We start from the raw sequence: 24,912 nt of genomic DNA on the forward strand, positions 1-24,912 counted from the left end.
CGCGCGGGGCGCGTCGGGGGGGCGCGGGGGGCCGGGGCCGCCCCGGCGACGGCCGTCGCCCCGCAGCTGCGGGGCGACGGCCGTCGTCGTGCTGCCGTGCGCGGGAATCAGCCCGCGGCGGCGACCGCCTCGGCGACCTCGTAGGTGTTCAGCGCGGCGCCCTTGCGCAGGTTGTCGCCGCAGACGAATAGCTCCAGGGTGTTCGGGAAGTCCAGCGACTGCCGGATCCGGCCCACCACGGTCGGGTCCCCGCCGACGGCGTCGGCCGGCGTCGGCCACTCGCCGGCGGCCGGGTCGTCCTTCACGACGATCGTCGGCTGCGCGGACAGCACCTTGCGGGCCGCCTCGACCGGCACGTCGCGGGAGAAGGTCGCGTGGATCGCCAGCGCGTGCGTGGTGACCACCGGGACGCGCACGCAGGTCGCGGAGACCTTCAGGTCCGGGATGCCGAGGATCTTGCGGGACTCGTTGCGGACCTTCAGCTCCTCGGACGACCAGCCGTCGTCCTTCAGCGAGCCGGCCCAGGGGACGACGTTCAGCGCCAGCGGCGCCGGGAACGGAGAGCCGTCGCCGACCGGGACGCCCGCCGCCTTCAGCGCGTCGGCGACGTCGCCGGAGACGCTCCCGACCTGCTTGCCGGCCAGCGCCTCGATCTCGGCGTAGAGCTGGTCGACGCCGGGCTGGCCGGCGCCGGAGGCGGCCTGGTACGAGGAGACGACGAGCGCCTCCAGGCCGAACTCGCGGTGCAGCGCGCCCATCGCCGCCATCATCGACAGCGTCGTGCAGTTCGGGTTCGCGATGATGCCCTTCGGGCGCTCGGTCACCTTGTCGGCGTTGACCTCGGGCACGACGAGCGGGACGTCGGGGTCCATCCGGAACGCACCGGAGTTGTCGACCGCGACCGCGCCGCGGGCCGCCGCGACCGGCGCCCACTCGGCGCTGATCTCGTCCGGGACGTCGAACATGGCGATGTCGACGCCGTCGAACACCTCGGGCTTGAGCTCGAGGACGGTGACGTCCTCGCCGCGCACCTGCAGCACCTTGCCGGCGCTGCGGGCCGACGCGATCAGCCGGATCTCGCCCCACGGCACCGACTCGCGGGAGCCGATGATGTCGATCATGGTCGTGCCGACGGCGCCGGTGGCGCCGACCAGCGCGAGAACGGGCTTGTTCATGGCCATCTCAGCTCACCGGCCCGTTCCCGCGGCGACCACCGCGTCGTCCTCGGCGCCCAGCCCGAACGCCTCGTGCAGCGCCTGCACCGCGTCGTCCAGCTGGTCCGACCGGCAGATGACCGAGATCCGGATCTCGGAGGTGTTCATCGTCTCGATGTTGATCCCGGCGTTGGACAGCGCCTCGCAGAACGTCGCGGTGACGCCCGGGTGGTTGCGCATGCCGGCGCCGACCAGCGACACCTTGCCGATGTCGTGGTCGTAGATCAGCTCGGAGAAGCCGATCTCGCCCTTCGCGCGCTCCAGCGCCGCGACGGCGGTGTCGCCATCGGTGCGGGGCAGCGAGAACGTGATGTCGGTCTTCTTGTCCGACACGTTGGAGATGTTCTGCAGCACCATGTCGATGTTGATCTCCGCGTCGGCGACCGTGCGGAAGATCTTCGCCGCCATGCCGGGGGTGTCCGGCACGCCGGTGACGGTGATCTTGCCCTCGGACCGGTCGTGCGCGACGCCGGTGATGATCGGATTCTCCAACGGGATCTCCTCGATCGAGCCGGAGACCAGCGTGCCCGGCTTGTCGTTGTAGGAACTGCGCACCCGCAACGGCACGCCGTAGCGGCGGGCGTACTCGACGGCGCGCAGGTGCAGCACCTTCGCGCCGGAGGCGGCGAGCTCGAGCATCTCCTCGTAGGTGACGGTCTCGAGCAGGCTGGCCCGGGGGACGATCCGGGGATCGGCCGAGTAGACGCCGTCGACGTCGGAGTAGATCTCGCAGACGTCGGCGTTCAGCGCCGCGGCCAGCGCGACGGCGGTCGTGTCCGATCCGCCGCGGCCCAGCGTGGTGATGTCCTTGGAGTCGGCGCTCATCCCCTGGAAGCCGGCGACCAGCACGATGTAGCCCTCGTCCAGGGCCTCGCGGAGCCGGTACGGGTTCACCTCGGTGATCCGCGCGTCACCGTGCCGCGAGGTGGTCAGCATCCCGGCCTGGGAGCCGGTGAACGACCGCGCCTCGGCCCCGAGCGAGTGGATGGCCATGGCCACCAGCGCGTTCGAGATGCGCTCACCCGCGGTGAGGAGCATGTCCATCTCGCGGGCCGGGGGTTTCGGGGAGATCTGCTCGGCGAGGTCGGTCAGTTCGTCGGTGGTGTCCCCCATGGCGGACACGACGACGACGACGTCGTGTCCCTCCTTGCGGGTACGGACGATCCGCTCGGCGACCTTCTTGATGCGCTCTGCGCTCTCGACCGACGATCCGCCGTACTTCTGCACGACGAGGGCCACGCCGACCTCCTGTCCTGGCTCCGCTTCTCGAAGCCGTCGGGTGCTCTCTTCGGCCGCGGGCGAGCGTGGGTGGAACGCCCGCGGCGCTGGTCGGAAAGGCACACTACCGGCGGACGGCATCCGATTTCAGGCTCTGACCGGCCGTCGATGACTCAGGACACACGGGCGTGTCACCGGCGCGCCCGTCCGGTATCCCGCAGCGCGCGCGGCCACGGATGATGATGCCCCGCCCGGCCCGCCGGGCGGGGCCGTCAGGCGGCTCGCCCGGACTGGCGGAGCCGGTGCCTGCGGACCGCGTCGGTGTTGCCGCAGCGGGCACTGCAGTAGCGCTGCCTGCCGTTGCGCGACACATCGGCGAAGATCCGCTCGCAGCCCGGCGCGGCGCACCGGCCGAGCCGGTCCATCCCCCGGGTCGCCAGGTGCGTCGCGGTGCCGATCGCGATCAGCGCGTGCAGCACCGCGGCCAGCCCCAGGCCGTCGTCGCGGTGGTGCAGGTGCCAGTGCCCGTCGTGGTCGGTCAGCCGCGGCGGGCCGGTCCCCTCGGCGAGCAGCGCGTTCAGCAGCTCCGCCCGCGCACCGGCCGCCGGCGCGTCGACCACCTCGGCCCAGCGGGCCAGGAAGGCCGCCACGGCGCCGAGATCGGCCGGCTGCGGCGTCCACTCCCGGGCCAGCCCCGCGGCGACGCAGCGGTCGGCCAGCTCGGCCACCGACGACGGCGGGTCGTTCGCCAGGTCGGCGGCCAGCAGCACCGGATCGCGGCCGTAAGGGTTGATGTGCACCAAGGCATTACAGCAGGGTCGGACGGGTGAGCACACCCCTGGACCACGAGTGGGAGACGGTGTCCCGGCACCGCACGTCGGACGGGACCGTCCGCTACCGGCGGTGCCGGTGCGGCGCATGGCGGATCGAGCCGGGCGGCGACCTGCCGCCGGCGGTCGTACTGCCGGGTCAGACCCGGCGCAGCAGCCGGACGACGACGGTCGTCAGCACCAGCCAGAGTACCGCGGCGACGCCGTAGTTCAGGGTCACCGCCAGCTTCGGCTGCTCGGGCGTGAACAGGTCGCCCAGGCCCAGGTTGAACTGCGCGGCCCAGCCCGCGACGAACTCGGTGAGGAAGTTCGCCGGGTTCGCGTCGAGCAGCGTCAGGACGATGTGGGCGACCAGGACGCCGACGATCACCAGCCCGACCACGCGCACGATCGTCGCGATGATGCCGAGCCCCTGTCGCAGGGTCGTTCCCACGGTTGCCGCCATCGCACACCTCTCCCGTCGTGACGGACGCCATGGTCCCATCCGGGCGCCCTCGCCACCCCTTCAACGACGCGGGCGGCGGCCGGATGTGATCTCTTCGTTGCGACCGCACATCGCTCCGGCCGAGATCCACCCGATCACCGGGTTGCCGCGCAACGGGGGTACCGGGCTACGGTGGACACATGGCGCGCCTGCTCCTTCGCCGCCGCGGCGGGGTCTGACCGACCGGCCCCTCGTCGCGGGGTCTCGCGTGTCCGCCGGTCGCCACGGCCGTCCGGCGAACACAGCGACATCGCCACACTGCGACACATCAGGAGCACCTTCCCGTGACCACGTCTCCCGACGCCTTCGAGTCCCGCGCCCGCAGCAACGTCCGCACCCCGCAGGGCGCACCGCACGACGGGCAGCCCGCGTGGAACCGCCAGCGCGGCTCGCAGCTGCCGTTCCACCGGTACAAGCCGTTCCATCAGCTGGTCGAGCCGGTCTCGCTGCCCGACCGCACCTGGCCGGACAAGGTGATCGACACCGCGCCGCTGTGGTGCGCGGTGGACCTGCGCGACGGCAACCAGGCGCTGATCGACCCGATGAGCCCGCTGCGCAAGCGGCGCATGTTCGACCTGCTGGTACGCATGGGCTACAAGCAGATCGAGGTCGGCTTCCCGGCGGCGAGCCAGACCGACTTCGACTTCGTGCGGGAGATCATCGAGCAGGGCGCGATCCCGGACGACGTGCAGATCCAGGTCCTCACCCAGGCCCGGCCGGAGCTGATCGAGCGCACCTTCGCGGCCTGTGAGGGCGCGCACTCGGCGATCGTCCACCTCTACAACTCGACCTCGATCCTGCAGCGCCGGGTGGTGTTCCGGTCCGACCGCCCGGGCATCACCAAGATCGCCACCGACGGCGCGGAGCACGTCCGGCGGATCGCCGAGAAGTACCCGAGCACGGACTGGACGTTCCAGTACTCGCCGGAGTCCTACACCGGTACCGAGCTGGAGTACGCCGTCGAGATCTGCGACGCGGTCAGCGCGGTCTGGGAGCCGACGCCGGAGCACCCGATGATCGTCAACCTGCCCGCGACGGTGGAGATGGCGACCCCGAACGTCTACGCCGACTCCATCGAGTGGATGCACCGCCGGCTGGCCCGCCGCGACGCGCTGGTGCTCTCGCTGCACCCGCACAACGACCGCGGCTCCGGCATCGCCGCCGCCGAGCTGGGTTACCAGGCGGGCGCCGACCGGATCGAGGGCTGCCTGTTCGGCAACGGCGAGCGCACCGGCAACGTCGACCTGGTCGCGCTCGGGATGAACCTGTTCACCCAGGGCGTCGACCCGCAGATCGACTTCTCCGACATCGACGAGATCCGGCGCACCGTCGAGTACTGCAACCAGCTGCCGGTGCCCGAGCGCCACCCGTGGGGCGGCGACCTCGTGTACACGGCGTTCTCCGGCTCGCACCAGGACGCGATCAACAAGGGCTTCGCCGCCATGCAGGCCGACGCCGCCGAGGCCGGCCGGCCGGTGGACGACCACCCGTGGGAGGTGCCCTACCTGCCCGTCGACCCGCGCGACATCGGCCGCACGTACGAGGCCGTGATCCGGGTGAACTCGCAGTCCGGCAAGGGCGGCATCGCCTACATCATGAAGACCGAGCACCAGATGGACCTGCCGCGCCGGCTGCAGATCGAGTTCAGCCACGTCATCCAGGCCTACACCGACACCGAGGGCGGCGAGGTCGAGCCGAAGGCCATGCGCGACGCGTTCGACGTCGAGTACCTGGGCCGGGAGACGCCGCTCAAGCTGGTCCGGCACCGGATCACCAGCGACGGCGAGGGCCGGGACGAGATCGTCGCGACCGTCCGGGTGGAGTCCGACCTGCACGAGATCACCGGCTCCGGCAACGGCCCGATCGCCGCGTTCGTCGACGCGCTGGCCGGGATCGGGTTCGACGTACGGGTGCTCGACTACCACGAGCACGCGATGGGCGGCGGGGACGACGCCCGCGCCGCCGCCTACGTCGAGTGCGCCGTCGAGGAGAAGGTGTTCTGGGGCGTCGGGATCGACAGCTCGATCACCAGCGCCAGCCTGAAGGCCGTGGTCAGCGCGATCAACCGCGCGCTGCGCTGAGGTTCAGCGGCCGATCGCGTCGGTGACCGACAGGGCCGGCCCGGGCAGCTCCGGGCCGGGAGCGCCTGCGCCGGATCGTGCGGCGCCAGCACCGGCGCGAGCACCGAGACCAGCACCACGCTGCGTGACGCCCGGTGGCGTTGCTCTTTGGTCCGAGCTCGTTCGGTTTCGGTTGCTTCGTGGATATGACGTTGCGTCACTCAACGGTAGATCGTTGCGTCACGCTCGTGCTACGAACCGGCACGGGCGTACCAGGTCGGGTCAGGGCGGTCCGCGGGGCCCGTTCAGCCCAGGGTCCGCTCCAGGTCGTCGAGGATCAGTCCGGCGCCGGTGGGGCCGATCGCGAGCATCCAGGCGTCGTCGTCGACGGTGAAGGCGCGACCCTCCCGCACCGCGGGCAGCGTCTCCCAGAGTGGCGCGACCTGTGCGAACGGCTGGTCGTCGGCGAGCCCGTAGGAGGTCACGTAGACGACGTCGGCGTCGGCGGACCCGATCTGCTCCGGGCCGATGCGGACCGCGATGTCCGGCTCGTCGCGGACGATCTCCGGCTGCGGGAAGCCGGCGTCGGCGAGCACCGAGCCGACGAACGAGCGCGGGCCGTAGAGCCGGATCTCCTCGGGCAGGAAGCGCACCACGCTCACCGTGCGATCGGCCGCGCCGAGCCGGTCGCCCACCTCGGTGGCCCGGGCGGTGTAGGCGTCCAGCAGGTCGCGGCCCTGCTGCTCGCGGTTCAGCGCGCCTGCGTAGAGCGCCAGGTTCTCCTTCCAGGCGTCGCCGGTGCGCTCGGCGAACACGGTCGGCGCGATCGCCGACAGCTGCGGGTACAGCGCCTCGTGCCGCAGCTTCGAGGACAGGATCAGGTCCGGCGCGAGCGCGGCGATGGCCTCCAGGTCGGGGGTCGCCATCGGGCCGACCACGGTGATCCCGTCCGGGACCTCCAGGTAGGACGGCAGCACGCCGTCCGCCGCGGCACTCGCCACGCCGACCGGCTCGACGCCCAGCGAGAGCGCCACGTCGAGCTCCTGGCTGTCCAGCACGACGACCCGCGCCGGCGACCCCGGGACGGTGGTCGTGCCCATCGCGTGCGCGATCTCGCGCCCGCCCGGATCCGGCACCGACTGTTCGCCGGGGGCCGCGGAGCAGCCGGCGAGCAGGGCCGTGGCGAGCAGGACCAGGACGGGACGAAGCGGACGTACGGTCACCGGCGTGAGTGAATCAAGGCGAAACGGATTCGGCAAGCCTCACCTTGCCGGGACGGCGATCGTCATGATCAGCCGGCGGCGGCGACCGCGGCGGCGCGGTGCCGGTCGCGGTGGTGCGCGATCAGCGCCCGGGACGCCTCCGGCTCCAGCGCGTCCGCCCGCGCGTCGGCCAGCACCCGGCGGTAGGTCTCCAGGTCCCGCGCCGTGTCGAGGAACGACTCGCCGGCGTGGCCCTCGGTGTGCACCAGGTCCGAGCCCAGCTCGTCCGGGATCGCGAGCACCGAGAACCGCCCGGCGTGCGCCCGCTGCACGCCCGCCGAGAACGGCAGGACCAGCAGGATCACGTTGGGCAGCCGGGACAGCTCCAGCAGCCGGTCGAGCTGGTCGGCCATCACCGACGGCCCGCCGGTCGCCCGCGCCAGCACCGACTCGTCGATCACCGAGCGCAGCCGCAGCGGCGGGTCCGAGGTGAGGGCCTCGTGCCGGCGGCGGCGCAGGTGCACCAGCTGGTCGATCTCCCAGCCGTCGTGGCCGGGCAGCCGCGCGGCGAGCACCGCGCGGGCGTAGTCCGGGGTCTGCAGCAGGCCGTGCAGCACCGACAGGTCGAACGCGTCGACGCCGGTCGCGTCGGTCTCGACGGCGGCGTACCGGCCGGGGGCGGGCAGCACGTAGCGCTCGGTGCGCAGGCCCTCGGTGAAGGGTTCCCACCAGCCGCGGGTGCGGCTCTGCGCGACGAGCCGGCGGAGCATCTCCGCCTCCATGCCCGCGACGCCGCCGTAGAGGGCCAGCAGGGCGTCGACGTCGACGGGGCGGGGCACGCCCTTCCCGTTCTCCAGCCGGCTGATCTTCGACGCCGAGCACCTCAGCCCGCGGGCGGCGTCCTCGAGCTTCAACCCGGCGTTGAGCCGCAGGCGGCGCAGCTCCGCGCCGAGCCGGCGCCGGGCGCCGGTGGGCTCCTGCTCCACCTCGTCCTCCTGTCGTCGGGGCCACCCGCTGTCGGTGTCGTCGGGGGCGCCCGCTGTCAGTGCACTGCACCCCTCCGGCTCGTGCAATCCGCCGCGCCGTGCAACTTTCATCAAGAATGCAATTGCACAGGGGCGGGAGGTCAGGCACCCTGGGAGGTGTTGGACGTGACACACAGCACAGTTCGGAACGTACGACGGCCGGGAGGGACGACCAGCACACACACCGAAGGGGGAGGAACATGATCGGCACATTCTCGATCGGCACGGCTTCGATCGGCACGGCTTCGATCGGCACGGCACGGGCGGGGTGGCCGCGGGCCGGCGCGGGGCGGTGGACGCCATGACCGCACTGGTGATGCTGGCCGCGGTCGGGATCGTGGTGCTCGGGATCACCGCGATCGTGATCGGCGTGATCGACTCCAGGCGGGCCGGGGCCCGCAGGCGGATCGCCGCCGAGCGGCGGCTGGCGTGGGAGCGGCGGCAGCGGCAGCTGCACGGCGGCCCGTACGAGGTCGAAGCCTGGGGTGACGAGGACACCGACTGACGGGTCGGCAGGACGGCGCGCCCGGTGGGGGCCGGCGCGCCGGGGCCGGTCGCGTCCGGGCGTACCCGGCGGGACCGGCCGTCGTCGTGTCCGGGTTCTCTGCGGGTGCTAGAGCGCGCGGCGGCCGGCGAGCGCCCGGCCGAGCGTCATCTCGTCGGCGAACTCCAGGTCGCCACCCATCGGCAGCCCGGACGCGAGCCGGGTCACGGTGAGCCCCGGGAAGTCGCGCAGCAGCCGGACCAGATAGGTGGCGGTCGCCTCACCCTCGGTGTTGGGGTCGGTGGCGATGATGACCTCGGCGATCGCGGTCTCGTCGGGCGCGGGGCCGGTGCCGCCGAGCCGGGCGAGCAGCTCCCGGACGCGCAGCGTGTCCGGTCCGATCCCGGCCAGCGGGTCCAGCGCGCCGCCGAGCACGTGGTAGCGCCCCTTGAACTCCCGGGTCCGTTCGACGGCCAGGACGTCCTTGGGCTCCTCGACCACGCACACCAGCGTCGGGTCACGGCGCGCGTCGGCGCAGTACCGGCAGCGGGTGTCCGCCGAGACGTTGCCGCAGACCTCGCAGAACGCGACACCCTGCTTGACCGTCTGCAGAACCTCCTGGAGCCGGGCGATGTCCGCCGGGTCGGCCGCCAGCAGGTGGAACGCGATCCGCTGGGCGCTCTTCGGGCCGACGCCGGGCAGCCGGCCCAGCTCGTCGATCAGGTCCTGGACCGGCCCCTCGAACACCTCAGGCGCCCGGGAGGCCCAGGCCGCCCATGTCCAGACCGCCGGCGAGCGGGCCCATCTTCTGCTGCTGCAGCTCCTGGGCGCGGCGGACGGCGTCGGCGAGCGCGCCGGCGACCAGGTCCTGCAGCGTCTCCACGTCGTCCGGGTCGACCACCTTCGGGTCGATCTTCACCGAGCGCGGCTCGAGGCCGGCGGTCACGGTGACCTCGACGAGGCCGTTGCCGGCCTGGCCGGTCACCTCGGCGGCGGCGAGCTCGGCCTGTGCCTCCTGCAGCTGCTGCTGCATCTTCTGGGCCTGCTGCAGGATCATCTGCATGTCGGGCTGACCGGGTTGCACGCGTACCCCTCGCTGTTGCTCCCGGCTCGCGGTCACGGGGGAATCCCCCGACACGGCCGGCGCGGACGTCTCCGCACACCAGGGTAGCCGTGTCAGGCTCTCCGACCGTGCACGCCCCGATCCGTCCCGTCGCCGTCGTCCTGGCCGCGGTCGCGCTCTGCGCGGCGTGCGCCGGAGCCGCCCCGGCCGCCCCGGTCACCCCGTCCGGCACCCCGGAACCCGTCCCGCCCGCGCCGCCGCCGGTGGTCGTGCTCGATCCCGGGCACAACGGCGGCAACGCCGCGGACCCGGCCGCGATCAACCGTCCGGTGCCGGACGGCCGGGGCGGGACGAAGGCCTGCAACACCACCGGGACCGCCACCGACGACGGCTATCCCGAGCACGCCTTCAACTGGGACCTCGCCCAGCGGGTCCGGCAGCGGCTGGAGGCCGCGGGTGTACGGGTGGTGCTGACCCGGCCGGACGACGACGGCGTCGGCCCCTGCGTCGACGAGCGCGGCGCGGCCGGTGGCCGGGCCGGGGCCGCGGCGGTGGTGTCGCTGCACGCCGACGGGGCGGCGCCGGCCGCGGCCGGGTTCCACGTGGCGCACGCCGATCCGCCGGTGCACGGCACCGGCCCGGAGGCGCTGCGGCTCGCCGGCACCCTGCGCGACGCGCTGCGGGCCGGGGGTTTCACCCCGGCCGGCTACATCGGGCGGGACGGGCTGGACGGCCGCCCCGATCTCGCCGGGCTGAACCACTCGACCGTCCCGGCGGCGCTGGTCGAGGCCGGGAACATGCGCAACGCCGCGGAGGCACAGGTGCTGTCGAGCCCGGAGGGCCGGGAGCGGTACGCCGACGCGGTCAGCGCCGGGGTGCTCGGGTACCTCGGGCGCTGAGGGCCTCCGGTCACTTCGGGTCGATCGTGCGGGCGCCCAGGTGGGTGGTGAGGATCTCCAGCGCCGCCGCCTCCGGGTCCCGCCGGACGCCGGGCGTCGCCGCCTCGGCCGCGGCCTCGGCGAGCATCGACTCCTCCACCTCGGCCTCGCTGACCGGCCGGGCCGGGTGGGCCACGCCGCCGGACCGGCCGCCGGTCTCGTTCGGATCGGGCGGGGCGTCGTCCGGGGGCGGCTCGGGCGGCAGCGGGATGTCGGAGTCCGGACCGGCCGGGCGCCGGGCCGGACGACCGCCGCGCTGCTGGTCACCGCCCTGCCTGACACCGCCCTGTTGATCATCGCCCTGCTGTACGCCGCCGCCGGGCCGCTGGGACGGGCGCTGCGGGATCGGGCGTTGCGGGCGCTCGGCGGCCGGCCGGTTGCGGGCGGCCGTGGCCTCCCCCTGGTCGCAGCGGACCTGCCACTGCACGCCGAGGACGGCCCGGAGCGCGTCACTGATCACGTCGGTGTTGCGCTGCTCGGAGAGCCGCCTGGCCAGCGGCGGCGCCCCGATCGCGAGCACCAGGGTGTCCCCGTCGACGGCCCGGACGGTCGCGTTGACCAGCAGCGCCTCGGTGCTGCGGCTGCGCTTGCGGACCGCGGCGAGGATCTCCGGCCAGACCCGCCGGACGGCGGTGGCGTCCAGCGAGGCCGCCATCGGGGCGGGCTGCGCGGACGCCGGCGGCGCGGCGTCCGGCGGTGCCCCGTCCCGCGGCGGGGCCGGGGTGGTCGCCGGTGCGGTCGGGGGAGCCTGCTCGGTGGGCCCGTCCGGAGCCGGTTCCGCGGAACGCGCCGCGCCCTGGTCGGCGGTCTCCCCCGAACCCGGCCCTGTGGCAACCCCCGCGGCGCGTTCCGCGGAACGCGCCGCCCCCGGGTCGGCGGTCTCACCTTGGCCCGGCCCGGCCGATCCGGCGCCGGTCGGTTCCGCGGAACGCGCGGCCCCCCGATCAGCGGTCTCCCCCGAACCCGGCCCTGCGGCAACCCCCGCAGCCGGTTCCGCGGAACGCGCGCCGGAGTCCGCCGCGCCAGGTCCGGCCGACCCAGCGCCCGCCGGTCCCGCGGAACGCGCAGCGCCCGGTCCGGCGGGATCACCCGTGCCCGGCCCCGCTCCGGTCGGTCCCGCGGAACGCGCCGCACCCGGTCCGGCCGTCTCACCGGTGCCACGGCCGGCCGGCCCGGCATCGGTCGGTTCCGCAGAACGCGCGGCGCCCGAGCCGCCGGCATCCCCGGCAGCCGGTTCCGCGGAACGCGCCGCGCCCGATGCGGTGGCCGGCTCCGGCGCGGCGGAACCGGCCGCCGCGGGCCGGGATCCCGCCGCGGGCCCCGGCTCAGCGGGCCGCTCGCTGGGCCGCACGAACTGCCGGGCCCGGCCGCCGTCGTCGGCGCCGGGGCCGGGGCCGGGGCCGGCGGGATCGGAGACGATCGCGTTCCGCCGCTCGATCCGCTCCAGCCGTTCCAGCAGGCCGCCGTCGGAGGTGGTCGCCGCGGGCAGCAGCATCCGCGCGCACAGCAGCTCCAGGAGCAGCCGCGGCGCGGTCGCCCCGCGCATCTCGATCAGGCCCTGGTGCAGGATCTCGCCGTAGCGGGTCAGCGTCGCCGGGCCGACCCGGGCCGCCTGGTCCGCCATCCGGGACAGCTCGTCGGCGGCGCCGTCGACCAGGCCCTGCTCGGCGGCGTCGGGCACCGCCTGGACGAGCATCAGGTCGCGGAAGCGCTGCAGCAGGTCCGAGGCGAAGCGGCGCGGATCGTGACCGGCCTCGACCAGCCGGTCCACCGCGCCGTAGACGGCGGCGCCGTCGGCCGCGGCCAGCGCGTCCACCGTGTCGTCGATGAGCCCCGCATCGGTGACGCCGAGCAGCGCGACCGCCCGCTCGTAGGTCACCCCCTGCGGACCGGCGCCCGCCAGGAGCTGGTCGAGCACCGACAGCGTGTCCCGGGCCGAGCCGCCACCGGCCCGGATGACCAGCGGGAACACCGGCGGGGCGACGGTCACCTCCTCCTCGCCGCAGATCCGCTCCAGCAGCGAGCGCATGGTGCCCGGCGGGATCAGCCGGAACGGGTAGTGGTGCGTCCGCGAGCGGATGGTCGGCAGGACCTTCTCCGGCTCGGTGGTGGCGAACACGAACACCAGGTGCTCCGGCGGCTCCTCGACGATCTTGAGGAGCGCGTTGAAGCCCTGGTTGGTGACCATGTGCGCCTCGTCGACCACGAACACCCGGTAGCGCGACTCGGCCGGCGCGTAGAACGCGCGGTCGCGCAGCTCCCGGGCATCCTCGACGCCACCGTGCGACGCCGCGTCGAGCTCGACGACGTCGATGTTGCCCGGCCCCTCCGGGGCCAGTGCCACGCACGAGGAGCACTCGCCGCAGGGGTCCGGCGTCGGCCCCTGCACGCAGTTCAGCGAGCGCGCCAGGATCCGCGCCGACGACGTCTTCCCGCAGCCGCGCGGGCCGGAGAACAGGTACGCATGGTTGATGCGGCCCGCGGTCAGCGCCGTCGACAGGGGCTCGGTGACGTGCTCCTGCCCCACGACGTCGGCCAGCTTGGCCGGGCGGTACTTGCGGTACAGAGCCAGAGCCACGACCGCGAGGCTACCGAGGGGGTCCGACACTCCTCGAGGCGCGGGACGGGCCGCGACACCGGCCCGGAACATGAGGGGACCCCGCGCACCCGCCAGAGCCTGTTGACCCTTGCTGCCTTCCGGCCCTGGGGGAGTTCACAGGATGGACGCCGCACGGGGTCCACGGACAGTGTGCCACGCCGGGGACCCCGCAGTGCGAGGGGGCGGTGACGGTTCGGGAGAGAGGGCAGGTAGCCTTCTCCGCGGAGGATTCGCCTAGTGGCCTAGGGCGCACGCTTGGAAAGCGTGTTGGGAGCAATCCCTCACGGGTTCAAATCCCGTATCCTCCGCCAGCCGCAGCAGGCAGAACGCCGGGCAGCCCCTCGTAGGGCGGCCCGGCGTTCGGCGTTGTTGCGAGACGGCCGCCGGCTCCCACCGGAGACCCCGATCCGGGCGGCCCCGCCCCGGCCGTCCGGCACGCGACGTGGCCGGTGCCTCGCGGCGGAGTGGCACCCGGCCCGCCAGGCCGGCGCCGATAGCATCGCGCCGCGCCTGGCGCCCTTCGTCGGAGATTCGATTCCTGGGACCGGCACTTCTTCGTCGTGGTGCGACCTGGTGGGCTGCGATCCGATCGACGCGGTCGGCACAGGAGGACCAGCGAGCTTCGCCGACAAGGTCCGACGTGCAATTGCCCGCACCGAGGACCTGAACTCACTCCGCTATGCGGACCAGCAGGAGATTCGCGAGGCCTGGAGCAATCTCACAGGCCAGGCGGTCGGCTACTCGTTCCATCTGATACCGCCGGTCTACTCGGACCACAGGGTCGGAATTCGGGTCGGCCGGAACGTCTTCATCAATCAGAACTGTCGCTTCAATGATCTCGGCTGCATCGAGATCGGTGACGACGTGATGCTCGGCCCGGGCGTCAGCTGATCTCCTCCGGCCACCCCGTGAGCCCGGAGGAGCGGCGGACCGGGGTGGCCACGGGGGCGATCCGGATCGGACGCAACGTGTGGGTCGGCACCTCGGCGATGATCATGCAGGGCGTGTGCGTGGGCGACGACGCGGTGGTCGCAGCCGGAGGCGTCGTCACCCGCGACGTACCTGAGCGGACCGTGGTGGGTGGCGTCCCGGCGCGGGTCATCAAGGTCATCGACCGACGGACCTGCCGTCCGCCGCTCAGGAACCTGCCGGCGGTGGGCTGTCGATGGCGCTGCGCAGGCCGTCCAGCCAGGCGAGGTGACCCCGCAGGGCCGCGCGACCGGCCGGCGTGAGGCGCAGCCAGGTCCGCGGACGCCGACCGACCGAGCCCTTGCGGACCTCGAGGTGGCCGGCCTCCTCCAGGGTCCGGCTGTGCTTGGAGACGGCGGAGTCGCTGACCCCGACGAGATCGCGGACGGTGCCGAACTCGACCCAGTCCGCGCCCTGGAGCAGCGCACACAGCGCCAGCCGGGGGCCGGTCTCCAAGATCGCGTGCCGCTCGCCAGCGGCCGCGTCGGCGGCGCCACCGCTCACGGCGTGACCCGGCCGGCCGCGATGTCGTCGCGCATCCGGGACCGGATCCGGACCTGCCCCAGGAAGACGGCCGCGGCGACGACCGCCAGCAGGACCAGCGCGGCCGGCCGGAGCCCGTTCGCGACCAGCAGGTGGATGCCGACGAGACCGGCGATGGTGGCGACGAGGACGGCGAGCCACAGCCGCCGGGCGCCGGGGTAGGCGCCGATCCGGCGCGGGAGGTGCACCCCGGACCGGCGGCGGCCGATCACCGCGTGGGCGGCCGCGGCCAGGGCCACCACGAGCAGGGCCCACTGGACGCCCGGGAGCCCGCCGGGCAGGTACGACGCCCAGATCGGGATTCCCGCGATCAGCACGAGCGCGATCCCGTAGAGGGCCCAGTAGGTCCGCGGGAGCTCGGCGTGCACGGATAGCCTGCGGCGCGCCTCGGCGACCTGGTGGAGCTCGGGGGTCTCGGACATGGCGTTCTCCCGTTTGCATAAACTTTCGATATAGAAAGCTTATGCTAGTTCGACAGGACTGGTCAACCGGGCAGGTCACCGCGCACTCGACGGGGCGCGCCCGGTCGGGCATGGTGGGTGGCAGCGCGACTGGCGGGACGAGGATGGGGAACCATCGGGAAGCCGGATCGCGGGTGCCGACCGCCTGGGTGCCCGCCGAGGCGGTCCCATGACGATCTTCCCCTCCCCCGCACGCCTGCTGCCCGGCGCACCAGTCGCCGAGGCGGTCCTCGCGTCCGTGACGGCCCGGGCCCGGGCGCTGCGCGAGCGCGGCACCGTCCCCTCGCTCGCGACGATCCTGGTCGGCGACGACGACGCGAGCGCCGGCTACATCCGGATCAAGCAGCGCCGGGCCGCCGCGCTCGGGTTCCGCTCCCCGCACGTGCACCTGCCCGCCGACACCACGCAGCAGCAGCTGCACGACGCGATCCGCGCCCTCAACGACGACCCGGACGTGCACGGCCTCCTCGTCCAGCACCCGCTCCCGGCGCACCTGGACCACGGCGCCGCGCTCGAGATCGTCGCCCCGGACAAGGACGTCGACGGCATGCACCCGGTGAACCTGGGCCGGCTGGCGGCCGGACTGCCCGCGCCGACGCCGTGCACGCCGGCCGGGATCGAGGCACTGCTCGGCCACTACGACATCCCGGTCCGCGGCCGGCACGTCGTCGTCCTCGGCCGGGGCGCGACGCTGGGCCGGCCGCTGTCGATCCTGCTGTCGCAGAAGCGGGAGACCGCCGACGCCGCCGTCACGGTCGTGCACACCGGGGTGCCGGACTGGGGCACCCACACCCGGGCCGCCGACATCCTGGTCGCCGCCGCCGGGGTGCCGGGGATCGTCCGGCCCGAGCACGTCCGGCCCGGTGCCGTCGTCATCGGCGGTGGGGTGCGCTACGACGGGCGACGGCTGATGCCCGACGTCGACGAGTCCTGCGCCGGGACGGCCGGGGCGATCACCCCGCGGGTCGGCGGCGTCGGCCCGACGACGGTCGCGATGCTGTTCCGGAACACCGTCGACGCCGCGGAGTCTGCGGCGGCCTGACGCTGCGCACCGGACCGCGGCTCTCCCAGCTCGCGGCTACAGCAGGCAGAACTCGTTGCCCTCCCGATCACGCAGGACGACCCACTCCGCGTCGTCGCCCCGTCCGATGTCGACGCGCCTCCCAGGAGAAGAACATCCGGCGGACGGTAGGGGTCAGGCCCACGCGTTGCCCAGCCGGATCCCGCTGAACCCGAGCGTGCTCGCCGCGACGGCCGCCCAGAAGTCGCCGATCCGGGGCAGCACCCGCAGCCCGATCCCGGCCGCCTCGTGCAGCGCGAGCAGGTCGCCGACCGGTTCCGGCGGCCCGAGCGGCCGGACCGTCGCGGTCGCGACGTGCGCGTGCGGCTCCGGCTCCCCGATCGGCGTGAACGGCTCCGCGGGAAGCCGGTAGGCGAACAGCTCGACGCTCCGGATCCGGTCCAGCCACGCGTACTCGACGGCGTGCACGCGCGAGCCCGCGCCGGGGCCGATGATGCGCGCGGCGTCGGCGGCCGTCGTGCGTGGCGTGGTCCAGGCCATCGCCCGGGGGCACTGTCGCGGGAACCAGTAGGCCGGTGCCCGCTCGGCGTCGACGGCCCACACGTAGGCGGCCGCCTGCCGGGAGGTCCGGGCGACGTGCGGCGCGAACACGGTGATCGTCGGGTCCTCGGAGAAGTGCAGCACCTGTCCGGCGTCGGGACGCATCGGCCCATCGTCCCGCAGCCGGGGCCGCGGGTCCCCGGGCTCAGCCGACCTGGTTGACCCGGATCAGGTTCCCGGCCGGGTCGCGGAAGGCGCAGTCGCGCACGCCGTAGTCCTGGTCGATGGGCTCCTGGACGACGTCGGCGCCGGCGGCCTGCAGCCGCTCGAACAGCCCGTCGAGATCGTCGGTGGCCAGCGTGACGGCGGTGTAGGCGCCCTTCGCGATCAGCTCCAGGATCGTGCTGCGCTCGGCGTCGGTGACCCCGGGATCGGCCGCCGGGGGGTGCAGCACGATCGAGGTGCCGGCCCCGCCGGCCGGGCCGACGGTGATCCAGCGCATGTCCTGGTAGCCGACGTCCTGCCGGATCTCGAAGCCGAGCGTGTCGCGGTAGAAGCCGATGGCGGCGTCGGCGTCGGTGTGCGGGAGGAAGGCGTGGTGAATGCTGAGGCTCATGGCGACGACCCTAGGGACGGTCGTCCGGTCCGGGCTTCTCGATTCCTGACCGGTTCCGGACCGGCCTCGTGACCTGCTTCGCCAGGCACGGCGGGATGCCCTCGGCGGCCTGCGAGTGGTCGCGCCGGTAGACGCTCGGGGGCACACCGACCAGCTCGGTGAACCGGGTGCTGAAGGTGCCCAGCGACGACGAGCCCACCGCGAAGCAGACCTCGGTGACGGTCAGGTCCCCGCGGCGCAGCAGCGTCATCGCCCGCTCGATCCGCCGGGTCATCAGGTAGGAGTACACCGATTCGCCGTAGACGCGGCGGAACTCGCGGCTCAGGTGACCGACCGACATGTGCGCCCCGCGGGCCAGCGCCTCGACGTTCAGCGGCCGGGCGTACTCCCGGTCGATCCGGTCGCGCACCCGCCGGAGGACGACGATGTCGCGCAGCCGCTGCTCCTCCGTCCGGCCCCCGCCCATGCCGTCATCGTGCCACGGGCGGGATCGCACCCTCCGTGACCTGGACCGGTCACCCGTCCGGCATCTCCCGATCAGGGAGTCCGTCGCCCCGGGTCGCCGGAAACTCCCGGTCCAGTCGCATTCCGGCCGAATCGATTTCACCCCATTCAGCGAGTATCGGAACCGTCGGTAATTCATTAGCTCGATGGGGTTGCGCGCATTGCTTTGCAGGCCAACGGATCGCGATCATTCTCGACAGTCGGCACGGGCTCCCACCTGTTCGTTGTGCCGACACGGAGGGGCGGGCTCTCGGGCACGGCCACGACACATCAGGAGCAAACTGTGCTGAAGAAGGCTGGAATCGTCGTTGCGGCATCGGCGGCGGCCCTGCTCGCCATCAGCCCGATGGCGTTCGCCTCGGACGGCGGCAGCGAGATCGACAAGGACGCCAAGGGCCTCATCGCGGGTCTGAACGGCAACAACGTCAACGTGCCGGTCCAGGTCTGCAACAACAACGTGCCGGTCAACGTGCTGGGCGTCCAGGTTCCGATCGAGGACGCAGCGGCGGGCAACGGCCTGACCGGTGCCCTCGGCATCCTGGGCGACGCCTCGGCCAAGAGCGGCGACTCGGTCACCGACCAGTCCGACGCCTGCGCCCAGTCCTCCGGGGCCGGCGACAGCATCGGCTGACAGCTGACGAGGTCCGCATCCGCGGACACCAGGACGGGCCCCGGGGCGAACATGCCCCGGGGCCCGTCCTGCGTGGGTTGCCTCGCTGTGGGCGATATCTCGTCGGTGTGACGAATCAGCCGCGGCGGTGTCCCAGCGGTCGGTGGCGGGACCGCACCGCCATGAGGTCCCGCCACCGCCCCGCCCGCCTCGACCCGGTGACGGTGACGACGATGCCCCTGCCCGAGACCACCGCGACCGACACCTGCCCCACGTACCGGCTGGCCACCGGCGCGTTGTGCGCGACGGCGTACCACCGGCCGGGTGGACGCCTGGTGGTGTGCTGCCTGGGCGCGGTCGACGGCGCGTCCGCCGCCGCCCTCGGCAGGTTCCTGCGGGAGCTGACCGGGCCGGCCCGCTGCGTGGTGCTGGACCTGTCCGGCGTCGAGCACCTCGGCACCGCCGCGATCGAGACCCTCGTCGCGGTCCGCCGGGACGGCACCCGGCTCCGGATCCGCCGCGGACGGACCCGGGACGTGCACCGGGCACTGGCCGGTAGCGGCGCGCTGACCGTCCTGGAGGACGGCTGAGCAGGGCCTGGGCCGCTCAGCTGCCCGCCGGCACCGGCCGCCGCGCACCGCGGTACCGGGCGATCACCCCGTGCCGCGGCCCGAACAGGTAGGCCAGCACGAAAGCGACGGCGAGGCTGAGCACGACCGATCCGCCGGTGGAGACGTTCGCGTAGTAGCTGACGTAGCTGCCCACCACCCCGGACAGCACGGCGACCGCGACGGCGACCGCCAGCATCGGCTCCATCCGGTCGGTCAGCAGGTACGCGGTCGCCCCCGGAATGATCAGCACGGCGACGACCAGCACGATCCCCACCGCCTGCAGCGCGACCACGACGGCCAGCGCGAGCAGCCCGAGCAACAGCGCCTCGACCCGGCGCGGATCGATCCCGATCGCGTGCGCGTGCACCCGGTCGAAGGCGACGAGGGTGAAGTCCCGGTGCCGCAGCAGCACCACCGCGACGGTGACCAGCCCGAGCACGACGATCTGCACGACGTCACCGGTGGAGAGCCCCAGCAGGTTGCCGAACAGGATGTGCGACAGGTCGGTGTCGCTGGGCGTGCGCGAGATCAGCACCAGCCCGAGCGCGAACAGCCCGGTGAACACGACGCCGATCGCGGCGTCCTCCTTGACCCGCGAGGTGCGGCGCACCAGCCCGATCAGCCCGACCGCGCCGGCCCCGAAGACGAACGCACCGACGCCGAACGGGATGCCGACGATGTAGGACAGCACCACCCCGGGCAGCACCGCGTGCGACACCGCGTCCCCCATCAGCGACCAGCCGACCAGGGTCAGCCAGCAGGACAGCAGCGCGCCGACCGTGCCCGCCACGACGGCGACCAGCAGCGCCCGCTGCATGAACCCGAACTGCAGCGGCTCCAGCAGCCAGGCGATCATCGGGCCTCCCCCTCGCGGACCGGCGGGATGCCGAACACCCGGCCGAGCACCTCCGGTGTGACGACGGCGAACGGCGGACCGTCGGCCAGCAGCCGGCCAGCCAGCAGCACCGCCCGGTCGCACAGCGTGTCGACGCCCGCGATGTCGTGCGTGGAGACCAGCACGGTCCGGCCGTCGTCGCGCAGCTCGTGCAGCACCGTCGTCATGGCCTCCTGGGTGCCGCGGTCGACCCCGGCGAACGGCTCGTCGAGCAGCAGCAGCGGGGCGTCCTGGGCGATCGCCCTGGCCAGGAACACGCGCTTGCGCTGCCCGCCGGACAGCCGGCCGATCTGGCGGCCCGCGAGATCGGCCAGCCCGACCCGGGCGAGCGCGTCGTCGACGGCCGCCCGGTCCGCGGCGCGGGCCCGGCGGGCGATCCCCATCCGGCCGAAGCGCCCGGTCAGGACGACCTCGCGGGCGGTGACCGGGAAGTCCGGGTCGATCGCCTCGGCCTGCGGCATGTAGGCGATCGCGGCGGACCGTCGGGCCGACCGGACGTCGCCGCCGAGGATCCGGACGGTGCCCGCGTACGGCCGGAGCAGGCCCATCGTGGCCTTGAACAGGGTGGACTTGCCGGAGCCGTTGGCGCCGAGCAGGCCGCACACGGTGCCCGTGCCGAGCTGCAGGTCGACCGCGTCGAGCGCGGTCACCTCGCCGTAGCGGACCGAGACCCCCCGGACGTCGAGCACCGTCACCGGACACCCCCGGTGAGCCCGTCGGCGATCACCCGGGCGTCGTGCCGGAGCAGCTCCAGGTAGCTGGGGACCGGACCGCCCTCCTCGGACAGCGAGTCCACGTAGAGCGGGCCGGCGAGGCGGGCCCCGGTCTCGGCCGCGACCTGGCGCTGCGCCGAGTCGTTGACGGTGCTCTCGCAGAACACCGCGGGGACGGCGTTGTCCCGGACGAATCCGATCGTGCTCGCGATCTGGTCCGGGGTGCCCTCGGCGTCGCTGTTCACCGGCCAGAGGTACGCCTCGCGCAGGCCGAGATCGCGGGCCAGGTAGGAGAACGCGCCCTCGCAGGTCACCAGGGCCCGCTGGGTCTCCGGCAGGGCGCCGAGCTCGGTCCGCAGGTCCTCGCCGACCCGGCGGATCTCGGCGGCGTAGCGCTCGGCGTTCGCGGTGTAGACGTCGCGGCCCGCCGGATCGAGCTCGATCAGCGCGTCCCGGATGTTCTGCACGTACCGCTCCCCCGCCACCGGCGACATCCAGGCGTGCGGGTTCGGCCGGTCCCGGTACTCCCCCGCCACGATCGGCAGCACCTCGACGCCCTCGCTGACGGTCACCGAGGTGGCCTCGGAGCGGTCGACGAACTGCTCGAACCAGCGCTCCAGACCCAGGCCGTTGTCCAGCACCAGATCCGCCCCGGCCCCGCGGACCAGGTCCCCGGGCACCGGCTCGTAGTCGTGGATCTCCGCGCCCGGCCGGGTGATCGACTCGACCCGGACCCGGTCGCCACCGACCTCGCGGGCCATGTCCGCGATCACCGTGAAGGTCGCCAGCACCACCGGCCGCGGGTCGTCGTCGGCGGCGCCCGGGGCCGGTCCCTGGCCGCACGCGCCGGCCAGCACCGCGACCGCGAGCAGTACCGCCGCGAGCGCCGAAGTTCGCCGCGGCAGCAAGTGTGAGTTAGGCATGGCGAACACTATGTGGCACGCGCCGCCACACGGCAAGAACGGGAGCTCGGGATCAGGCGGGGAGCCCGCCGAGCACGCGATCCAGCTCGTCGAGACAGGCCAGCCCGGCCGAGACCGAGTACCCGTCCCACCAGGCGAGCGGATCGACCTGCGCCACCCGGCCGGCCCGCACCGCGGGCAGCTGCTCCCACAGCCCGCCGGCGGTGTAGCGATCGAACGTCGCGTCCGCCTCGTCGACCAGGCCGCCGCCGCCGAGGAAGTAGAGGAGCACGTCGGCGTCGGCGAGCACACCGACCGACTCGTCGCCGATCGGCACGTGCGTCTGCTGCGGCGAGGGCAGGTCGGTGGACGGCGGACGGGTCAGTCCGGCGTCGGCCAGGACCGCGGATCCGAAGATCTGGCCGCGCACGATCCGCAGCTCGTCGGTAGTGAACCGGAGCAGTGCGACGGTGTACCGGTCGATCACCCCGGTGTGTGCCGACCGCACCTGGTCCAGGCGCTCGGCGTAGGCCGCCAACCGTCGCTCGATCTCCTCGCCCGCGCCGAGCACGTCGCCGATGGTGCGTACCGCCTCCTGCCAGACGGCGCCGCGCCCGGCGTTCTCGTAGGCGACGGTCGGCGCGATCGCGGCGAGCCGGTCGTAGTGCTCCTCGACCCGCTGGGTGTTGCCGATGATGAGATCCGGGCCCATCGCGACCAGCTGCTCCAGGTTGAGCTGGTTGAACCCGAGCGGGGTGAAGTCCGCCGCCGGCGCCGGCAGGTAGGGCGGCACCGGGGCGGCGCCCTGCAACGTCTCGGAGGCGATCAGCGGCACCCCGGCCTCGAGCGCGACCTGCAGGCCGCCGTTGCTGTCCAGCGACACGATCCGCTGCGGCACCACCGGCACCTGCGCCGTCCCCAGTGGATGCTCGACCGTCCGGCCGCCGTCCGGAGCGTCACCGGCCGGGGCGGCGGGCGAGCACCCGGCCGCGGCGGCCAGACCGGCGAGCGCGCCGGCGGCGAGGAAGCCGCGCCGGTCCAGAGCGGAGCGCGGACGGGCGGTCACGGTGCGGGGACGGTCCGGCGCGAGCAGCACAATTCGGACAATAGAGGTGAGCCTTACTTCCGTCCAGCGAGGTCGGAGGCGGCCCACTTCCGGGCCCGCTCCCCGGCGTCGAGCACCGGGCAGGTCAGGCACATCCCGTGCACGCCGTCGGTGAAGTCCAGGCAGCAGGCGCCGCGGACGCCCCACACCTGGTCGTCGGTGGCGCCGTAGCGGACCAGGGCCGGTACCGAGCGCCGCGGCAGCCCGGCCTCGAACAGGTGCCCGGCCAGCGTCTCGGCCCGCCGCCAGGCGGGTGCGCGCTCCCGGCCGAGCTGACGCGCCACGTTCATCATCCCGAAGTGGAGCATGTCGACGACGTAGCTCCACAGTGTCCGCGAGCCCACCCGGGTCCGTTCCCCCACCAGCCCGACGAGCGGGGCGAGGGTGCCGACGAACGCGGGGGCCAGCTCGCGATCGGCGGCCGGGGCGCCGTCCACCACCAGGACCCGCCCGGTGACGGCGCCGGACTCGACCCGGCAGAGGTAGCGCTGCGGCGACGGCGCAGGCGCGGTCCCGGACAGGTACACCGAGCCCGCCGTCGCGAAGACCAGCTCGCGGACCAGGTCGCGCAGCGTGTGCACGGCGCGCGGGCCGGGCGGTGCGTCGCGGCGGGCGTCGAGCAGCCGGTCCAGGATCGGGTCGCCGGGATCGGCGATCCGGGCCAGCGGGACCCAGCCGGGGCCGGTGGGCGGCGCGGTCGCGAACCCGGGGAGCGGGGCGAACGCCAGCGGCGCGCAGCGCCCGCGGAGCTCGGCCATCGGTCCGCCGGGGCCGGTGTCGGTCATGGCACCAGGGTCGCACGAACCTGCGACCCGGCCGGCCCGGTCCGATCGGTCACCATCGGGTCCCCCGGGCTGGCCGGTCCGGCATGCTGGGTCCCGGACCGCCGCACGGCGGCACCCCGGACGAGACGCGCCGTACCCGGACCGCCAAGACGACGCACCCTTCGGGAGGACGTGCGTCATGGCGTGGATCTACCTGGTGGTCTCGGGTGTGCTGGAGACGGTGTGGGCGGCGGCGCTGTCGCAGAGCCGGGGTTTCTCCCGGCTCGGGCCGTCGCTGCTGTTCGGCGGCGCGCTGTTCCTGAGCATGGGCGGTCTGGCGCTGGCCCTGCGGGAGCTGCCGGTCGGGACCGCGTACGCGGTGTGGGTCGGGATCGGCGCGGTCGGCACCGCGACCTACGGGATGGTGGCGCTCGGCGAGCCCGCGACAACGGCGCGGCTGCTGTGCCTGCTGGCGATCGTCGCCGGCGTGGTGGGCCTGAAGGTCCTGCACTGAAGGATCGGCCCTGAAGGATCGGCCCTGAAGGATCGGCACTGACGGACCGGCACTGACGGACCGGGCGGCCCGGGAACGACGGCGGGGCCGCACCCCGTGTGGGATGCGGCCCCGCCGACCGGGGAGCCCCTTTACTCGAAGGGTCCGTTCTTGATGAGCCCGCCGACCGGCCCCTCGACGTAGCCGGCGTTCAGCGGCGGGAGCTCGGTCTCGGTCCCGCTGACGCCGTCCGGGCGGTTGCTCGGCAGGTAGCTGTCCGCGGCGTCGACGAAGCCGAACTGCGCGGTGTCGACCAGCGAGCCGACGGCGTCGATCGCCTGGGTCGGGCTCTGGGTGCTCGGGAAGCCGGTGGTGGCGTCCTCCGCGCCCTCGTCGGCCGCGGCGATCCCGGCGAGCGGGAAGGCCACGGCGCCCAGGGCGCCGACGGCGATCAGCGAGCGTCGCATCCGGTTCTTCATCGAATCCGTCCTTCGTCTGGGGAGCGAGCAGGCCGTCACTCTAACGGCCTAGTGACGTGCGGCGTGTGGACCACGCCGCACGACGATCACATGTTGTCCGCACCGGTCTTGATGGCCTCGCGGATCCGGTTGTAGGTCCCGCACCGGCAGATGTTGCGGATCTCGTCCAGGGCCGCGTCGTCGATCTTGCGACCCTCCTCCTTGCACCGCCGCACCAGCGACACCGCAGCCATGATCTGACCCGGCTGGCAGTACCCGCACTGCGCCACGTCGTTGTCGATCCACGCCTGCTGCATCGGGTGCAGCTCGTCACCGTCGGCCAGACCCTCGATCGTCGTGACCTCGTCGGACTCCGACAGCGCGCCGACCGGCACCGCGCAGGGGTTGAACGCCTTGCCGTTCACGTGCGACGTGCACGCCTTGCAGACATTGATGCCGCAGCCGTACTTCGGCCCGGTCACGCCGAGGACGTCGCGGAGCACCCAGAGCAGGCGGACGTCGTCGGCGACCTCGACCGAGACGCGCTCGCCGTTGAGCGTGAAGGTGTGTGTGGGCATGGGGAAGCTCCT

At 73.7% G+C, this 24,912-nt stretch carries 30 protein-coding genes, 1 tRNA gene, 1 other RNA gene and 1 riboswitch; of the genes, 10 read left to right on the plus strand and 22 right to left on the minus strand.

Annotation, left to right across the window (positions count from 1 at the left end; translation table 11 throughout):
• Nucleotides 1-107: 107 nt before the first annotated feature.
• From ABZ881_RS00530 to ABZ881_RS00545, 4 genes are all read right to left on the minus strand, one after another.
• On the minus strand, nt 108-1,181 hold the full coding sequence (locus tag ABZ881_RS00530) for an aspartate-semialdehyde dehydrogenase (protein ID WP_358480604.1): 1,074 nt from the start codon (nt 1,179-1,181) through the stop codon (nt 108-110).
• A 6-nt stretch (nt 1,182-1,187) separates the two neighbouring features.
• Nucleotides 1,188-2,453: an aspartate kinase gene (locus ABZ881_RS00535; protein WP_358480605.1), complete on the minus strand. Its 1,266-nt coding sequence runs from the start codon at nt 2,451-2,453 to the stop codon at nt 1,188-1,190.
• 251 nt (nt 2,454-2,704) lie between these two features.
• Entirely contained in the window at nt 2,705-3,232 is a 528-nt protein-coding gene (locus ABZ881_RS00540; protein WP_358480607.1) for a CGNR zinc finger domain-containing protein, read from the minus strand.
• Nucleotides 3,233-3,401: 169 nt separating this feature from the next.
• Entirely contained in the window at nt 3,402-3,707 is a 306-nt protein-coding gene (locus tag ABZ881_RS00545; RefSeq protein WP_358480608.1) for a hypothetical protein, read from the minus strand.
• 323 nt (nt 3,708-4,030) lie between these two features.
• On the opposite strand from ABZ881_RS00545, the gene leuA reads away from it, so the two are divergent.
• The gene (gene leuA / locus ABZ881_RS00550; protein WP_358480610.1) at nt 4,031-5,827 is read left to right on the plus strand and encodes a 2-isopropylmalate synthase; all 1,797 of its coding nucleotides are present in this window, start codon (nt 4,031-4,033) and stop codon (nt 5,825-5,827) included.
• A gap of 284 nt (nt 5,828-6,111) precedes the next feature.
• Here the strand turns inward: leuA and ABZ881_RS00555 are convergent, their stop codons facing one another.
• Nucleotides 6,112-7,029 (minus strand): iron-siderophore ABC transporter substrate-binding protein, encoded by a 918-nt coding sequence (locus ABZ881_RS00555; protein WP_358480612.1) that lies wholly within the window; start codon nt 7,027-7,029, stop codon nt 6,112-6,114.
• Between the two features lie 68 nt (nt 7,030-7,097).
• Nucleotides 7,098-7,994: a helix-turn-helix transcriptional regulator gene (locus ABZ881_RS00560; protein WP_358480614.1), complete on the minus strand. Its 897-nt coding sequence runs from the start codon at nt 7,992-7,994 to the stop codon at nt 7,098-7,100.
• A gap of 340 nt (nt 7,995-8,334) precedes the next feature.
• Here ABZ881_RS00560 and ABZ881_RS00565 point away from each other — a divergent pair, with 340 nt between their 5' ends.
• Nucleotides 8,335-8,538 carry a hypothetical protein gene (locus ABZ881_RS00565; protein WP_358480615.1) on the plus strand — a complete coding sequence of 68 codons (204 nt, stop codon included), beginning with the start codon at nt 8,335-8,337 and terminating at the stop codon, nt 8,536-8,538.
• A 108-nt stretch (nt 8,539-8,646) separates the two neighbouring features.
• Here the strand turns inward: ABZ881_RS00565 and recR are convergent, their stop codons facing one another.
• Together recR and ABZ881_RS00575 are read right to left on the minus strand one after the other, a co-directional pair.
• Nucleotides 8,647-9,264 (minus strand): recombination mediator RecR, encoded by a 618-nt coding sequence (gene recR / locus ABZ881_RS00570; RefSeq protein WP_358480616.1) that lies wholly within the window; start codon nt 9,262-9,264, stop codon nt 8,647-8,649.
• 1 nt (nt 9,265) lies between these two features.
• Nucleotides 9,266-9,580 carry a YbaB/EbfC family nucleoid-associated protein gene (locus tag ABZ881_RS00575; protein ID WP_344023306.1) on the minus strand — a complete coding sequence of 105 codons (315 nt, stop codon included), beginning with the start codon at nt 9,578-9,580 and terminating at the stop codon, nt 9,266-9,268.
• A 128-nt stretch (nt 9,581-9,708) separates the two neighbouring features.
• Between ABZ881_RS00575 and ABZ881_RS00580 the strand changes: the two genes are divergently transcribed.
• The gene (locus tag ABZ881_RS00580; RefSeq protein ID WP_358480617.1) at nt 9,709-10,479 is read left to right on the plus strand and encodes an N-acetylmuramoyl-L-alanine amidase; all 771 of its coding nucleotides are present in this window, start codon (nt 9,709-9,711) and stop codon (nt 10,477-10,479) included.
• Nucleotides 10,480-10,489: 10 nt separating this feature from the next.
• On the opposite strand, the gene ABZ881_RS00585 is transcribed toward ABZ881_RS00580, so the two are convergent.
• Both ABZ881_RS00585 and ffs read right to left on the minus strand, forming a co-directional pair.
• Nucleotides 10,490-13,096, minus strand: a complete 2,607-nt coding sequence (locus ABZ881_RS00585; protein ID WP_358480619.1) for a DNA polymerase III subunit gamma and tau — start codon at nt 13,094-13,096, stop codon at nt 10,490-10,492.
• Between the two features lie 70 nt (nt 13,097-13,166).
• Nucleotides 13,167-13,261: signal recognition particle sRNA small type (ffs, locus tag ABZ881_RS00590), an RNA gene on the minus strand.
• A 79-nt stretch (nt 13,262-13,340) separates the two neighbouring features.
• Between ffs and ABZ881_RS00595 the strand changes: the two genes are divergently transcribed.
• From ABZ881_RS00595 to ABZ881_RS00605, 3 genes are all read left to right on the plus strand, one after another.
• Nucleotides 13,341-13,428 (plus strand) — tRNA-Ser (locus ABZ881_RS00595).
• Nucleotides 13,429-13,690: 262 nt separating this feature from the next.
• Nucleotides 13,691-14,008 (plus strand): hypothetical protein, encoded by a 318-nt coding sequence (locus tag ABZ881_RS00600; RefSeq protein ID WP_358480620.1) that lies wholly within the window; start codon nt 13,691-13,693, stop codon nt 14,006-14,008.
• 104 nt (nt 14,009-14,112) lie between these two features.
• A complete protein-coding gene (locus ABZ881_RS00605) occupies nt 14,113-14,349 on the plus strand; it encodes a hypothetical protein (RefSeq protein ID WP_358481084.1) in 237 nt (78 codons plus the stop codon).
• Here ABZ881_RS00605 and ABZ881_RS00610 read toward each other — a convergent pair.
• Complete coding sequence (locus ABZ881_RS00610; RefSeq protein ID WP_358480621.1) at nt 14,255-14,590, minus strand: transcriptional regulator; 336 nt, start codon at nt 14,588-14,590, stop codon at nt 14,255-14,257. The two genes, ABZ881_RS00605 and ABZ881_RS00610, sit on opposite strands and share 95 nt — an antisense overlap.
• Nucleotides 14,587-15,051, minus strand: coding sequence for a hypothetical protein (locus ABZ881_RS00615; RefSeq protein WP_358480622.1), 465 nt, complete (start codon nt 15,049-15,051; stop codon nt 14,587-14,589). Before ABZ881_RS00615 ends, ABZ881_RS00610 begins: the two co-directional genes overlap by 4 nt.
• Nucleotides 15,052-15,259: 208 nt before the next feature.
• On the opposite strand from ABZ881_RS00615, the gene ABZ881_RS00620 reads away from it, so the two are divergent.
• On the plus strand, nt 15,260-16,132 hold the full coding sequence (locus ABZ881_RS00620) for a tetrahydrofolate dehydrogenase/cyclohydrolase catalytic domain-containing protein (protein WP_358480623.1): 873 nt from the start codon (nt 15,260-15,262) through the stop codon (nt 16,130-16,132).
• A 153-nt stretch (nt 16,133-16,285) separates the two neighbouring features.
• Here ABZ881_RS00620 and ABZ881_RS00625 read toward each other — a convergent pair whose 3' ends face one another.
• From ABZ881_RS00625 to ABZ881_RS00635, 3 genes are read right to left on the minus strand one after another with little or no spacing between them, the layout of a single operon-like run.
• Nucleotides 16,286-16,816 carry a DUF6886 family protein gene (locus ABZ881_RS00625; RefSeq protein ID WP_358480624.1) on the minus strand — a complete coding sequence of 177 codons (531 nt, stop codon included), beginning with the start codon at nt 16,814-16,816 and terminating at the stop codon, nt 16,286-16,288.
• 40 nt (nt 16,817-16,856) lie between these two features.
• Nucleotides 16,857-17,267, minus strand: coding sequence for a VOC family protein (locus ABZ881_RS00630; protein WP_358480625.1), 411 nt, complete (start codon nt 17,265-17,267; stop codon nt 16,857-16,859).
• A gap of 10 nt (nt 17,268-17,277) precedes the next feature.
• On the minus strand, nt 17,278-17,733 hold the full coding sequence (locus ABZ881_RS00635; protein ID WP_358480626.1) for an AraC family transcriptional regulator: 456 nt from the start codon (nt 17,731-17,733) through the stop codon (nt 17,278-17,280).
• 321 nt (nt 17,734-18,054) lie between these two features.
• Here ABZ881_RS00635 and ABZ881_RS00640 point away from each other — a divergent pair, with 321 nt between their 5' ends.
• Together ABZ881_RS00640 and ABZ881_RS00645 are read left to right on the plus strand one after the other, a co-directional pair.
• On the plus strand, nt 18,055-18,402 hold the full coding sequence (locus tag ABZ881_RS00640) for a hypothetical protein (protein ID WP_344023180.1): 348 nt from the start codon (nt 18,055-18,057) through the stop codon (nt 18,400-18,402).
• 212 nt (nt 18,403-18,614) lie between these two features.
• Nucleotides 18,615-18,971 (plus strand): STAS domain-containing protein, encoded by a 357-nt coding sequence (locus ABZ881_RS00645; protein ID WP_358480627.1) that lies wholly within the window; start codon nt 18,615-18,617, stop codon nt 18,969-18,971.
• Between the two features lie 16 nt (nt 18,972-18,987).
• On the opposite strand, the gene ABZ881_RS00650 is transcribed toward ABZ881_RS00645, so the two are convergent.
• Genes ABZ881_RS00650 through ABZ881_RS00670 form a run of 5 tightly spaced genes read right to left on the minus strand, consistent with a single transcriptional unit; the run spans nt 18,988 to nt 23,392 of the window.
• Nucleotides 18,988-19,848 (minus strand): metal ABC transporter permease, encoded by an 861-nt coding sequence (locus ABZ881_RS00650; protein WP_344023176.1) that lies wholly within the window; start codon nt 19,846-19,848, stop codon nt 18,988-18,990.
• Nucleotides 19,845-20,582 (minus strand): metal ABC transporter ATP-binding protein, encoded by a 738-nt coding sequence (locus ABZ881_RS00655; protein WP_358480628.1) that lies wholly within the window; start codon nt 20,580-20,582, stop codon nt 19,845-19,847. Before ABZ881_RS00655 ends, ABZ881_RS00650 begins: the two co-directional genes overlap by 4 nt.
• Nucleotides 20,579-21,523 carry a metal ABC transporter substrate-binding protein gene (locus tag ABZ881_RS00660; protein ID WP_358480630.1) on the minus strand — a complete coding sequence of 315 codons (945 nt, stop codon included), beginning with the start codon at nt 21,521-21,523 and terminating at the stop codon, nt 20,579-20,581. The genes ABZ881_RS00655 and ABZ881_RS00660 overlap by 4 nt, the downstream gene beginning before the upstream one ends.
• 52 nt (nt 21,524-21,575) lie before the next feature.
• Nucleotides 21,576-22,568, minus strand: a complete 993-nt coding sequence (locus ABZ881_RS00665; protein WP_358480631.1) for an iron-siderophore ABC transporter substrate-binding protein — start codon at nt 22,566-22,568, stop codon at nt 21,576-21,578.
• Nucleotides 22,569-22,621: 53 nt separating this feature from the next.
• Nucleotides 22,622-23,392, minus strand: coding sequence for a hypothetical protein (locus ABZ881_RS00670; protein WP_358480632.1), 771 nt, complete (start codon nt 23,390-23,392; stop codon nt 22,622-22,624).
• Nucleotides 23,393-23,487: 95 nt separating this feature from the next.
• A riboswitch (guanidine-III (ykkC-III) riboswitch) is annotated at nt 23,488-23,551 on the plus strand.
• Between the two features lie 19 nt (nt 23,552-23,570).
• Between ABZ881_RS00670 and ABZ881_RS00675 the strand changes: the two genes are divergently transcribed.
• Nucleotides 23,571-23,885, plus strand: a complete 315-nt coding sequence (locus tag ABZ881_RS00675; RefSeq protein ID WP_358480634.1) for an SMR family transporter — start codon at nt 23,571-23,573, stop codon at nt 23,883-23,885.
• Nucleotides 23,886-24,016: 131 nt separating this feature from the next.
• On the opposite strand, the gene ABZ881_RS00680 is transcribed toward ABZ881_RS00675, so the two are convergent.
• Nucleotides 24,017-24,343 carry a hypothetical protein gene (locus tag ABZ881_RS00680; protein ID WP_344023163.1) on the minus strand — a complete coding sequence of 109 codons (327 nt, stop codon included), beginning with the start codon at nt 24,341-24,343 and terminating at the stop codon, nt 24,017-24,019.
• A gap of 86 nt (nt 24,344-24,429) precedes the next feature.
• The gene (locus ABZ881_RS00685) at nt 24,430-24,900 is read right to left on the minus strand and encodes a (2Fe-2S)-binding protein (RefSeq protein ID WP_358480636.1); all 471 of its coding nucleotides are present in this window, start codon (nt 24,898-24,900) and stop codon (nt 24,430-24,432) included.
• Nucleotides 24,901-24,912: the final 12 nt, after the last annotated feature.

This window comes from Pseudonocardia sp. NPDC046786, from assembly GCF_040645415.1.
GTDB lineage: Bacteria > Actinomycetota > Actinomycetes > Mycobacteriales > Pseudonocardiaceae > Pseudonocardia > Pseudonocardia kongjuensis.

Excerpts from the sequence above, each read along its gene's own strand:
- ABZ881_RS00530 (WP_358480604.1), bottom strand. The coding sequence starts at position 1,181 with ATGGCCATGAACAAGCCCGTTCTCGCGCTGGTCGGCGCCACCGGCGCC.
- ABZ881_RS00545 (WP_358480608.1), bottom strand. The coding sequence starts at position 3,707 with ATGGCGGCAACCGTGGGAACGACCCTGCGACAGGGGCTCGGCATCATC.
- ABZ881_RS00565 (WP_358480615.1), top strand. The coding sequence starts at position 8,335 with ATGACCGCACTGGTGATGCTGGCCGCGGTCGGGATCGTGGTGCTCGGG.
- ABZ881_RS00575 (WP_344023306.1), bottom strand. The coding sequence starts at position 9,580 with ATGCAGATGATCCTGCAGCAGGCCCAGAAGATGCAGCAGCAGCTGCAG.
- ABZ881_RS00605 (WP_358481084.1), top strand. The coding sequence starts at position 14,113 with ATGCAGGGCGTGTGCGTGGGCGACGACGCGGTGGTCGCAGCCGGAGGC.
- ABZ881_RS00615 (WP_358480622.1), bottom strand. The coding sequence starts at position 15,051 with ATGTCCGAGACCCCCGAGCTCCACCAGGTCGCCGAGGCGCGCCGCAGG.
- ABZ881_RS00620 (WP_358480623.1), top strand. The coding sequence starts at position 15,260 with ATGACGATCTTCCCCTCCCCCGCACGCCTGCTGCCCGGCGCACCAGTC.
- ABZ881_RS00625 (WP_358480624.1), bottom strand. The coding sequence starts at position 16,816 with ATGCGTCCCGACGCCGGACAGGTGCTGCACTTCTCCGAGGACCCGACG.
- ABZ881_RS00630 (WP_358480625.1), bottom strand. The coding sequence starts at position 17,267 with ATGAGCCTCAGCATTCACCACGCCTTCCTCCCGCACACCGACGCCGAC.
- ABZ881_RS00635 (WP_358480626.1), bottom strand. The coding sequence starts at position 17,733 with ATGGGCGGGGGCCGGACGGAGGAGCAGCGGCTGCGCGACATCGTCGTC.
- ABZ881_RS00645 (WP_358480627.1), top strand. The coding sequence starts at position 18,615 with ATGCCCCTGCCCGAGACCACCGCGACCGACACCTGCCCCACGTACCGG.
- ABZ881_RS00650 (WP_344023176.1), bottom strand. The coding sequence starts at position 19,848 with ATGATCGCCTGGCTGCTGGAGCCGCTGCAGTTCGGGTTCATGCAGCGG.
- ABZ881_RS00660 (WP_358480630.1), bottom strand. The coding sequence starts at position 21,523 with ATGCCTAACTCACACTTGCTGCCGCGGCGAACTTCGGCGCTCGCGGCG.
- ABZ881_RS00670 (WP_358480632.1), bottom strand. The coding sequence starts at position 23,392 with ATGACCGACACCGGCCCCGGCGGACCGATGGCCGAGCTCCGCGGGCGC.
- ABZ881_RS00675 (WP_358480634.1), top strand. The coding sequence starts at position 23,571 with ATGGCGTGGATCTACCTGGTGGTCTCGGGTGTGCTGGAGACGGTGTGG.
- ABZ881_RS00680 (WP_344023163.1), bottom strand. The coding sequence starts at position 24,343 with ATGAAGAACCGGATGCGACGCTCGCTGATCGCCGTCGGCGCCCTGGGC.
- ABZ881_RS00685 (WP_358480636.1), bottom strand. The coding sequence starts at position 24,900 with ATGCCCACACACACCTTCACGCTCAACGGCGAGCGCGTCTCGGTCGAG.